The sequence below is a fragment of the Actinospica durhamensis genome (assembly GCF_018139695.1).
Lineage (GTDB): Bacteria > Actinomycetota > Actinomycetes > Streptomycetales > Catenulisporaceae > Actinospica > Actinospica durhamensis.
Window position 1 is genome coordinate 1 of the sequence record NZ_JAGSOG010000290.1, and the last position, 10280, is coordinate 10280.

12 protein-coding genes, 2 tRNA genes and 1 pseudogene are annotated in these 10280 nt (G+C 68.1%); 5 read left to right on the forward strand and 10 right to left on the reverse strand.

Annotated elements, in window-relative coordinates; genetic code table 11:
• Both KDL01_RS34500 and KDL01_RS34505 read right to left on the reverse strand, forming a co-directional pair.
• Positions 1-233 (reverse strand): annotated as a pseudogene (locus KDL01_RS34500) (SMI1/KNR4 family protein); the annotation flags it as partial.
• Positions 234-330: 97 nt separating this feature from the next.
• Positions 331-404: transfer RNA gene (locus tag KDL01_RS34505), tRNA-Pro, on the reverse strand.
• A 105-nt stretch (positions 405-509) separates the two neighbouring features.
• Here KDL01_RS34505 and KDL01_RS34510 point away from each other — a divergent pair.
• A tRNA-Gly gene (locus KDL01_RS34510) sits at positions 510-583 on the forward strand.
• 143 nt (positions 584-726) lie between these two features.
• Here the strand turns inward: KDL01_RS34510 and KDL01_RS34515 are convergent.
• A complete protein-coding gene (locus tag KDL01_RS34515) occupies positions 727-2232 on the reverse strand; it encodes a tyrosine-type recombinase/integrase (protein ID WP_212532892.1) in 1506 nt (501 codons plus the stop codon).
• 81 nt (positions 2233-2313) lie between these two features.
• Positions 2314-2499 (reverse strand): helix-turn-helix transcriptional regulator, encoded by a 186-nt coding sequence (locus tag KDL01_RS34520; RefSeq protein WP_212532893.1) that lies wholly within the window; start codon positions 2497-2499, stop codon positions 2314-2316.
• A gap of 280 nt (positions 2500-2779) precedes the next feature.
• On the opposite strand from KDL01_RS34520, the gene KDL01_RS34525 reads away from it, so the two are divergent.
• Positions 2780-3298, forward strand: coding sequence for an SMI1/KNR4 family protein (locus KDL01_RS34525; protein WP_212532894.1), 519 nt, complete (start codon positions 2780-2782; stop codon positions 3296-3298).
• Between the two features lie 71 nt (positions 3299-3369).
• Here KDL01_RS34525 and KDL01_RS34530 read toward each other — a convergent pair whose 3' ends face one another.
• The 3 genes from KDL01_RS34530 to KDL01_RS34540 form a co-directional block, all read right to left on the reverse strand.
• A complete protein-coding gene (locus KDL01_RS34530; RefSeq protein WP_212532895.1) occupies positions 3370-5337 on the reverse strand; it encodes a DUF3987 domain-containing protein in 1968 nt (655 codons plus the stop codon).
• A 92-nt stretch (positions 5338-5429) separates the two neighbouring features.
• Positions 5430-5597, reverse strand: coding sequence for a hypothetical protein (locus KDL01_RS34535; RefSeq protein ID WP_212532896.1), 168 nt, complete (start codon positions 5595-5597; stop codon positions 5430-5432).
• A gap of 38 nt (positions 5598-5635) precedes the next feature.
• Positions 5636-5833 (reverse strand): hypothetical protein, encoded by a 198-nt coding sequence (locus KDL01_RS34540; protein WP_212532897.1) that lies wholly within the window; start codon positions 5831-5833, stop codon positions 5636-5638.
• Between the two features lie 62 nt (positions 5834-5895).
• Between KDL01_RS34540 and KDL01_RS34545 the strand changes: the two genes are divergently transcribed.
• Positions 5896-6405: a DUF3592 domain-containing protein gene (locus KDL01_RS34545; protein ID WP_212532898.1), complete on the forward strand. Its 510-nt coding sequence runs from the start codon at positions 5896-5898 to the stop codon at positions 6403-6405.
• Between the two features lie 264 nt (positions 6406-6669).
• Positions 6670-7176: a hypothetical protein gene (locus KDL01_RS34550; protein WP_212532899.1), complete on the forward strand. Its 507-nt coding sequence runs from the start codon at positions 6670-6672 to the stop codon at positions 7174-7176.
• Between the two features lie 167 nt (positions 7177-7343).
• Here KDL01_RS34550 and KDL01_RS34555 read toward each other — a convergent pair whose 3' ends face one another.
• From KDL01_RS34555 to KDL01_RS34565, 3 genes are all read right to left on the reverse strand, one after another.
• Positions 7344-7577 carry a hypothetical protein gene (locus KDL01_RS34555; RefSeq protein WP_212532900.1) on the reverse strand — a complete coding sequence of 78 codons (234 nt, stop codon included), beginning with the start codon at positions 7575-7577 and terminating at the stop codon, positions 7344-7346.
• The gene (locus KDL01_RS34560; RefSeq protein WP_212532901.1) at positions 7549-9141 is read right to left on the reverse strand and encodes a DUF3987 domain-containing protein; all 1593 of its coding nucleotides are present in this window, start codon (positions 9139-9141) and stop codon (positions 7549-7551) included. Before KDL01_RS34560 ends, KDL01_RS34555 begins: the two co-directional genes overlap by 29 nt.
• Positions 9142-9431: 290 nt before the next feature.
• Entirely contained in the window at positions 9432-9623 is a 192-nt protein-coding gene (locus KDL01_RS34565) for a hypothetical protein (protein WP_212532902.1), read from the reverse strand.
• 129 nt (positions 9624-9752) lie between these two features.
• Here KDL01_RS34565 and KDL01_RS34570 point away from each other — a divergent pair, with 129 nt between their 5' ends.
• Positions 9753-10166, forward strand: coding sequence for a hypothetical protein (locus KDL01_RS34570; RefSeq protein ID WP_212532903.1), 414 nt, complete (start codon positions 9753-9755; stop codon positions 10164-10166).
• The last annotated feature ends 114 nt before the right edge of the window (positions 10167-10280 follow it).

Genomic DNA, 10280 nt, shown 5'->3' on the forward strand with positions numbered 1-10280 from the left:
TCCCCCGCCCCGGTCGACCCGAAGAAGCGGAACGCGGACCCCGTGACCTCAGGATTTCCCGTCCACAGCCGAAACCACCACGTCGTGTCCTCCCCCGACTCGAACCCGTCATACGGCTCGAAGTCGCACCCCCTCGCGACGTCCGCCTCCTCGTCCCACTCCCACGAGAACCCGCTCGCGAAAGCCTCGGCCAGGGCAGCAGGAAACGTCAGATCATCCGGCAAGTCCGTCACGCCGCAAGCGTAGCCGCGGCGCGGACGCGGACGGCAGACGGACGACGAAGGGGAAGAACGGCCGGACCAAGGCCGAAGAACCAGCAGAGTCAGGGAGTCGGGGTGGCGGGATTCGAACCCACGGCCTTTCGCTCCCAAAGCGAACGCGCTACCAAGCTGCGCCACACCCCGGCGAGCGAAGCGTACCCGCTCCGACCCCCCTACCGCACCCGAGTTGCCGCACCCGCAATCCTGGCACGAGCCCGCGCCATCATGTGGCAAGATAGGCGTGCGCACGCGGACGTAGCTCAATGGTAGAGCCCTAGTCTTCCAAACTAGCTACGCGGGTTCGATTCCCGTCGTCCGCTCCACAGACCCCCTCACGTAGGGGGTCTTTTTGCTGGTCAGGGTGTGCCTCACGGTGAGGCACACCCTGACCAGCTTGTCTCATCAGTAGGCGTTCTTAGGCACGTTCGATCAGCCGTCGCGGGCTATACGCGGGCCAGAATGGGCCTCAGGCTTGACCGGGCTCCGACTCGTCCACCTGCGCCGACTCATCGTTAGGATCATCCGATTCGGCGCTCTGCGCGAGCTCTGTGGTCCACGCCTGAAGTTCCCGCTGGTACTTCTCCCGAGAGGCCTTACCCCCGCCGTAGAGCATCGCGGCGTAGTACTTCATCAGTACTTCGATGCTCTGGCCGACCCACCGGGCGATGTCGGCGGCCGGGACGCCGGCGGCAAGGGCGGTGGAGATGAAAGCGTGGCGGAGGTCATACGGGCGAGCAGCGAGCGGAGTCGCCGCCAACTCGCCGAGGGCGGGGCGCCGCGCGGCATGGAAGACACGCAGGTAGGTCGTCTTCGTCACCATGCCGCCGGGCAGACTCCGGCTGTGGAACAGCCGGCCATCGGGAGCAGTGCCGTACGTGCCCAGGTGGCGGAGCAAGATGATCGTCAGCTCGGGGCAGCAGGGCGCCACTCGCCCCTCACCCTCGGCCCGGTGCTTGAGGGATTTGCTCCCGGCCCGGACACCGCCGTCGGTCCAGCTACGGCTCGGCTGCGGGTTCGACTGGCTGACCCACAGCTCTCCCCAGGCGTCGAGCTTCGCCAGTTCTGCCTCGGTGTACTCACCGATCGGCTTGGCGAGCTTGGGCAGCCGCAGGTCGACGTCGCGGATATCGACAGCCTCAGCGGTGCGCAGGCCAGCGAGCAGCATGAGCGCGAAGAACGCCTCAAGGTGGGCCCCGGTGGCGTCCACGTCGCGGATGGCGCGCAGGAGGGCAGCGCCCTGGGCCGGGTTGACCACGCTGCGCGGGTCGACACCCTTCGCCACGTACGGCGCGCGAGCCTTCACCCGCCCGAGCGGATTGCCGGCCAGGTCACCGCTTTCGGCCGCGTAGTCAAGGAACTGGTGGAGGGTCATGCGCTTGCGGTTGTAAGTCGTTGCGGCGGCCGACTTCCCGTCGAGACGCAGCCCGATGGCGTCGAGGACCTGGCGCAGCGCGGCCGTCTCCTCGAGCTGGTCCATCGGCATCGAGTTCCGGGCGATCCACACGACGGCCTCCGCGTGGGCCTCGGGTGGCTCGGGGGCCTCCTTGCGGGCGTTGGTGTTGAAGGCCCAGTGAGTCAGAGCGAGCCGCAGACGCGCTGCCTCGGGCGCCCCCCGATCGGTGGCAACAGCGGCGCCCACGATGGTCGCCAGGGCGTCGGCGAACTGCTCCCGTGACTTCGGGGCCAGCTTGGCCCACTTCCCTGCGCAGAAGTCCACGGCGCGGCCGTAGACGGTCCACCGCTCCCGGTTGGCACGCGCCATGCTCAGCGGCAAGCCGCTGTCGACGTCGAAGGCCTCGCCGTTGCGCGCGGCGACGTTCAAGGCGGCACGGAAGCTCTCCGCGAGAGCCTTGGTCGCGAACGTCTTCGAGTGCTGCTTGGGCCCGACGACCCACCGGAGCTCGTATGTGATCCGGTCGTTCCTCTTGCGGGCACGAGGGTTCCAAATGCGGACGTCGAAGGTAGTCGGCAAAGCGGTTCTCCTCAGGCTGTGGACAGCAAAAAGGGCGCCCGCCGAAATCGGCGGGCGCCCGGGGCTGGGTGAGTTGACCTGCTACGCGGCGGCGGAACAGTCGTTGAGGAAGCGATCGAGGGCAGAGCGGCGCACGCGGATCGTGCCGCCGGGAAGCCGGACAGGCTTGGGGCCTTTGCCGGTCGCGAGCCAGCGGTAGAAGGTCGCGCGGGAGATGTGGAGTTCGGCGATGACGTCGGGGACGGTCAGCAACTCGTCGCGGGCCATGGACTGCCTTTCGGGACGTCAGCAGCCAGCGCAGCCCTGTCGGGGACTGCACAGGGCCGCTCGGAAGGGATCAGGGCGTGGGGGCGCGCGCGGGCGCAGTAGGGGCCTCTGACGCACTGACAAAACTGACAGAAATGATTTCTGTCAGTTTTGTCAGGCTGTCAGCGGGGGCCCACGTGGGGCGAGGGGCGGTCAGCCTTGGAACCAGCCGACCGGGGGCACCCACTCCGTCGGCATGTGGCAAACTGTGCCGACTCGAAGTCAAGGGGTGGAGCTGTCTATGCATCCTTCTATCGCTCAACTGGTCGAACTGATGCCACCGCCGGAGGATCGTGGGGTGTCGGTTGACTGGGGGTCCGTCGCGGCCGAGTGGCGTACGCCGCTCCCCACCGATTACCGCGAGTTCATTGACCTGTACGGCGGGGGCTCGATCAACGACTCCTTTCACTTCTGCGCACCAAGCGCGGAAGGGTACGCGCCGCCCTCGGCAACCACCCTCGCCACCGGAACGGAATTGGGCTTCGGGCTGTTCGGGGGAGATCCGGACGCCGAGGAAGAGGCGGCTGGGCGGATTTGCTGGGCGTTCGACGCTGGCGCCAATCACGCATACTGGGACACGACCGCTACGGATCCGGACCAGTGGACCGTGATGGTCCTGCACCGTTATGCAGAGTGGGAGCGGTTCAAGCTCGGCATGGCGGAGTTCATGGTTGCCTTCCTGACCGGCGCGATCCCCCAGCCGATGGCCTTGTTCGATCCCGGCGAACCGGTCTTCCAGCGCAGTCGCCTTTCAAAGTAACCTGCCACCCGTTCACTGGCTGGACTTGCAGAAATCACCTCCGCCAGTCCCGCCACGCCAGCAGCACATGCTTACTCGATCGCATACGGGTTGGTCTCATACTCCGGCGCCGGGGGTCGGCCTCGTCCGACGGTCGGCGCAGCGGGAACGCGGCGGATGTGCCCGTGCTGTTCGAGCAGGTTCAGGGCGGGGTCGAGGTCGGCCATCTTCGGGAACTTGGTGCGCGGCAGCCCGCGGTAGGCGTCGCGCGCGGTGAACCGGGCGGGTCCGGTGCGCTCGATCCAGTCGAGCACGGCCAGGGCGGGGGCTGTGGCCTCCTCTGTGGTCATCAGGCCGAACGCGATGAGCGCGTGGTCGGTGTAGTACTCGATCAGGGTGCTGGCCTGGGCCATGGTCTCAACCGAGATCGGGCGGAGGAACCCATCGTCAAGGTGTTCAGCGAGGTAGAGCAGGCCAGCGATGCGCACCATGGCGCCCACCGCTTTGCTGCCCCAGTCGCGCAGTCCGGCCAGCTCGGCGCCGTCGGCCATCATCGCCTCAAAGTCCTCACTCGCGGCCCGGCGCAGCTTGTCGGCTTCCGGGCTGAGAGCGAGGGTCACCGGCGCGGGCAACTCCCGGAGGGTGAGCAGCAGGGCGCGGAGTTTGATTGACCACGCGGCGTGCGCGGCGGGGTCAGCGGGTTCCGGGTCGGTCGCCCGCCTCCCGATCGCAACGTCCGGGACGGTGAACAGGAATCGGGCGAGCAGGCCGCGTCCGGCCGCGCCGGGGATGGCGGCTAGGTCAGAGAGCGCGGCGGGCTGGGTGCAGATGCCGAGGGTCAGGGCCGGGTGCTCGATCGTCTCCGGTGGGCGCCCGCGCCTGTCCACGCGGAGTGCGTCCCCGGCGTGGCCCTTGAGGAAGACGTTCATGTTCGGGCTGCCGGAGTAACGCCCGGCGATGACGTTGAATACCTCGGATTCCGCCGAGAGGATCGCGAGCGATCCGCCCTGTTCGGCGAGAATCGATGCCAGAGCCTCGGGTGTGACGTCGTCGACAAAGAGCCGCGGAATGGCCGGGACTGTGATTGCTTCGGCCGCCAGCGCGGCCTCGTGGGCCTCGAAGCGCGCGCCATCGCGTTCGGCGGCATTCGCCTTGGCCAACTGATCGGCAGCCCTCGCGGCGGCGTCCTCGGCGGCTTTCTTGTCCACTCGAAGCGTTGTGATCTCCGGCAACAGCTGCTCGACCAGTTCTCCCTCGGCGGCGGTGATGGGCGCAGTGAGGTTGGAGAAGACCGGCGACTTGCGGCTACCGGGCGCCAGAGCGGCGACCATGTACAGATTCACCGGTTCACGCCAACCGATCTCCGGGCGCACCAGAACCGACACGCGCCCGCCGGCCGCCGTCGAGATACACGCGAGGGCAAGGCTGGCGGCGAGGTCGGGCGGCGTCTGGGTATCGTGCGCCACCGCTTCGACCTTGGCACGGGTCCAGGACGGAAGTGCGGAGAGCGGAAACGCCGGTGCCACGGCTCGGCCGCTGCCGACCAGTGGAATCGGGACGTTCCAGCCACGAGGCGGGCGCGAGAGCACCGTCATGATCTCCCTTTCGGCAGCCGCCTTCAGATCGTCCTCGAACTCGGTACGGCCCATCTGAGCCAGGCGAATACCGAGGGAGACCAGGGCGCGAGAATAGGCCTTGTCCTTGACGATCTGGGCATAGTACGGACCGTTCGCAGCCGTGGGCACGGCCTCGATACACGTGTGGAGGTAGACGTGCCCGCCGACCTTCGCGAGCTCGGGTCCGAGAGCGTTCGCGGCGGCGACGACATCGGTGGGACTGCCCCGGTCCGCAAGTGCGAACAGCACGGCCAGGATGGTTTCGTGGGCCGGAACGTACATGTCCTCAGGCCCGATCAGATCACTGATCTCGGCGAGCATCGCGGGTCCGCCGAGAATGGCGGCGCCGATCACGGCGCGCTCAGCATCCGGATCGTGCGGCATCGCGTGCAGGTCGTCATAGTCGGGATGGGACTCGGCAACGGCGTGGAGGTGTCGGGCCACAGGGCGGCTCCTTCTTCCTCAGTTCGAGCATGGGACGGGCCCGGCGCGCGCGAATGAGCGCGGCCGGGCCCGTTGGGCAGTACGTGGGCCGATCAGTCCTCGTGATCGACGAAGCGGACGGTCAGGTAGCGGAACCGGAGCCTGGTCTTACCGCGGGGCGTGATGTCTCCGGAGTCCTCCAGGACCCCGAAGACGCGGGCGAGTTCGGCGACCGCGTCGGCGTTGTCCTCGGGCAAGGCGTGCAGCCGTATGCGCAGCATTGGCGGCCTTTCTGTCTCGGGCGGGCAGGGACGCGGACCTAGTGCATGTGGGAGAGGGAGGCGGCGATGGACTCGACCGCGTGGCGGATGACCGGGCCGGCCGGGGTGGTGGCGATGAACAGTCCGGCGAGGAACGCGATCAGGGCGTGGCCGAGGTGGTGCCCGGCCCATCGGATCGTCGCGACGGTGGCCACGGCGAACAGGAGCGCGAGCGAAACGACGACGTTCACGGGCATGACCTCTCTCCAGAACAGAACATGACTTGATTTCATCTACCTGTCACGCCAGGATCTGGCGCATGGGGAAGGCGAAGCGATTGGCATACGCACGCGCGAGCGTGCAGCCCGCAGAGTCGCTGCGGAGGAAGCTCACGGTGCTGCTCGGCGCTCTCGTCTGCGCGGCCCTCGGCGCCTGTCTCCTCGTGGGGGCCGTGTCGCAGGCACATACCGAGCTCGCGCTGCGTGATCACGGGGTCGACACGCAGGGGCGAATCATCGCGGTCGGGCAGGGCAGGATCTCGGAGTGCGAGGTGTCCTACCGGGATGTGGCCGGCGACGCGCATGAAGCATGGGTGGAGGGCGACTGCGGACACATGGAGGTCGGACAGGACGTCCCTGTGAAGTTCGTGGCCAGCAAACCCACGACGGTCGTCGCCGTTGGGGGTGCCCTGAGCCTGAACACGATCCTCATCGACTTCGCTCTTGGCTTGCTCCTGTTTGCGGCCGGCGTGGTGGGCGTCCTTTCGTTTGCCGGCGTTTTCGACAGGTGGCGTGCTCGTAGGTTGGGCCACCGATCGAGCGCCGCATAGCGGAACTGATCAGTTTCGCGAGCGACGGGCGGCCTTGCGTCGCTCGCGCTTGATGGCTCGGCGCGTCTCGCGCCGGGCGGCACGCTTGGCGTCTCGGACAGACGGGACGGGAAGGCGAGTACGGCGCCCGCGTCGGGCGAGGGCGGCACTGCCCCCGTAGAGCACGGGATAGATCGCCATGCCGAGGGCGAGGGTGTGCGTGTCCGGGCTCAAATGGACCTCCTGTCAGTCGAAGGTGCAGTGCGGCGCGCTTAAGGTGGCGCCATGGGAAATCGAGTGCGGCTTGCGACACCGCGCAACGGCGGCTGGGGCGTGATCCTGATGCGGCTGCCCGCTGGGATCGCGTCGCCCGTGAAAATGGCTAGGGACGCAGAATTCGAGCCGCTGGGGACCACCCAAGACGTCGTCGCTCGAATCAGCGAGGCCGCACCGGCTACGGAGTGGACGAACGTCGAATCGGGCACGGGCTGGATCTGGGCGCCGTCTTGGTCGATCGAGATCCTGCCGTCGGACCCGAACCCTGACGGCATGATCGAGTGGTTGCGGCTATTCGTACGCGGCCGCGGGGACGACGCCGTCGCACTGGCTGTGCGCCTGGCTGCTGCGCTGGGTTGCGTCGTGTTCGATGACGGCGGCGAGCCGGCGGTCATCTCAGGCGCCGACGATGCCGAGGGGTGGCGTGCTCACCAACGCGATTGCGAGCAGCCAGCCCGAGGCGACGAATTCGGCCAGTGCGGGCGCCTGCTGCCGGAGACGCTCTGGACCCCGTGACGGAGTTAGAGCGGGCCGAGCGGGTTAGGTTCGTAACTCGGCCGCGCACCCGCCCGGAAACGCCCTGATCAGCGCAAAGTTAGGAAGTTAGGCCGGTTCACGCAGCGTCGGCACGTCCCTCGGAAGCCCCGAAATCGGTGTTCCCGAGGGACGTGCCCCGGCTAACTTCACTCGGTGTCGTCGACCGGCCGGAGTGCCAGGGCCTTGCGGATCTCGGCGGGGTCGACGGGCCACCGGTTTCCGGTGGAGGCGAGCTTCACCCCGAGCGCGGCGAGCTGCTCGCGCAGCGCCTTGCCCGACAGGCCGGCGTACGCCTTGTATCCCGGGGCGAGGTCGCGCAGCAGCGGCGGCACATCCGCGACCGGGACGGGCTCAGTGCCGAGAACCTCGGCCAGGTCCACGACCAGATCCCTGACTACGTCCGTGTCGGCCTTGCGAGCGTTGGTGATGACGGCCTTGCGCTTGGCCTTGGCCCGCTCGGCGAGGGTGGCCGCGTCGCCTCCGCCTATGTAGTGCGTGCGCACGGTCACCGAGGACTGTCCGGGGACGAGCTTGACGCCTTCGCCCGCGACCACGAGCGTGCCCTTGTCCAGGCCCTGGCGCAGTTCGTGCGGGGCGACGCCACCGTTTGATGGACAACGCGGTGTGCGCGGCGGGGTCGGCCGGTTCCGGGTCGGTTGCCCGGCTGCCGATGGCGACGTCCGGGACGGTGAACAGGAATCGGGCGAGCAGGCCGCGTCCGGCCGCGCCGGGGATGGCGGCGAGGTCGGCGAGCGCGGCGGGCTGGGTGCAGATGCCGAGGGTCAGGGCCGGGTTCTCGATCGTCTCGGGCGGGCGTCCGCGCCGGTCCACGCGCAGGGCGTCTCCTGCGTGGCCCTTGAGGAAGACGTTCATGTTCGGGCTGCCGGAGTAGCGTCCGACGATGACGTTGAAGACCTCGGATTCCGCCGAGAGGATCGCGAGCGATCCGCCCTGCTCGGCCAGAATCGAGGCCAGTGCCTCGGGCGTGACGTCGTCGACGAACAGCCGCGGAATCGCGGGAACGGTGATGGCCTCGGCAGCCAACGCGGCCTCGTGGGCCTCGAAGCGCGCGCCGTCGCGCTCGGCGGGGTTCGCCTTGGCCAACTGGTCGGCCGCCCGCGCGGCAGCGTCCTCGGCCGCTTTCTTGTCCACCCGAAGCGTTGTGATCTCCGGAAGCAGGTTCTCGACCAGTTCTCCCTCGGCGGCGGTGATGGGAGCGGTGAGGCTGGAGAAGACGGGCGATTTCCGGCTGCCGGGCGGCAGCGCGGCGACCACGTACAGGTTCACCGGCTCGCGCCATCCGATCTCGGGCCGCACCAGGACCGAGACGCGCCCGCCGGCCGCCGTCGCCACCGCTTCGACCTTCGCGCGGGTCCAGGACGCAAGCGCGGACAGGGGGAACACCGGTGCCGCGCAGTGGGCACCGACGAGCGGAATCGGGAGGTTCCAGCCGCGCGGCGGGCGCTGGAGCAGGGCCGTGATTTCCCTTTCGGCAGCGGCCTTGAGGTCGTCTTCGTACTCGGTGCGACCCATCTGGGCCAGCCGGGTACCGAGGGCGACCAGGGCACGGGAATAGGCCTTGTCCTTGACGATCTGCCCGTAATACGGGCCGTTCACAGCCGTGGGCACCGCCTCGAGACACGTGTGGAGGTAGACGTGTCCCCCGACCCTCGCGAGGTCAGGCCCGAGGGCGTTCGCGGCGGCAACAACGTCGGTCGGCCGACCCCGGTCCGCGAGCCCGAAGAGAGCGGCGAGGATGGTCTCGTGGGCCGGGACGTACATGCCTTCCGGCCCGATCAGTTCACTGATCTCGGCGAGCGTCGCGGGTCCGCCGAGGATGGTGGCGCCGATCACGGCGCGCTCGGCATCCGGGTCGTGCGGCATCGCGCGGGAATCGTCCTGGTCGGGATACGGGTCGGTGACGGCGTGGAGGTGGCGGGCCATGGGACGGCTCCTTGTGCCTCAGCTCGAGCATGGGCCCGGCCGCGCAGGACAGCGCGGCCGGGCCCGTGGGTCTCTCGTGGACCGGATCAGTTCTCATGGTCGAGGAAGCGGACGGTCAGGTAGCGGAATCGGAGCTTGGTGCGACCGCGGGGCGTGATGTCCCAGGAGTCCTCCAGGCTCGAAGACACGGGCGAGCTCGGCGACCGCGTCGGCGTTGTCCTCGGGCAGGGCGTGCAGACGTATGCGCAGCATCGGCGGCATTTCTGTCTCGGCCGGGCAGGTATGTGGGCCTAGTGCATGTGGGAGAGGGATGCGGCGATGGACTCGACTGCGTGGCGGATGACCGGGCCGGCCGGGGTGGTGGCGATGAACAGCCCGGCGAGGAACGCGATCAGGGCGTGGCCGAGGTGGTGCCCCGCCCAGCGGACCGTGGCGAGCGTGGCGACCACGAACAACAACGCAAGGGAGACAACAACGTCCAAGGCGATGGCCCTTTCTGGAATGGAAACGGCTCACCGCGCGGGTGCGTGGTGAGCCGTGTCAGCTACTGATCAAATCGGACTGGCGAAATCCCGTGGTGGGCGGATGAAGGCCGATGCTGTACTCAGCGCATGACATTGAGCGTGCATGTGTTCACGAGCGGTCCGGACGGGGCCATGGAGTTTCCCGTCGACGAGCCGCACGGCCGGACTCTGGCTGGGTTCGAGTCGTGGCGCCGCACGGTGTGGGGCTCCGAGCGTGTGCGCGCTCTTGGCGCGGCCTACTTCCCGCGCCTAGCTCATGAAGATCTTTACATCGAGCCAGGACTTGTGGTCGAGCTCCAGCGCGAATGCGCGCTGTTGCGGGCGAACCTACAGGTCGTAGCTGGCGGCCTAGATTCGGAGAATCCTCCAGCGGCGGTAACGGTCTTCCCTGGCGGCCAGGTCGCCGATCCGCAGAATCCTGATGGTGGATTCGTGGCGATCGTTTCCCAACGTCTAGCAAACATTGAATCGGCAGTGGCCCAGGCCTTACTGGGCGTTTGAGCATGGTATTTCGTCCGAACATGGGGTATGTCGGGTGCGGTGTTCGTCCGGTTCGTGCGCCTTGCCGGTAAGTGCACCCCGCGGTTCGGGCGGATGGCTGTCTAGTTTGCTATG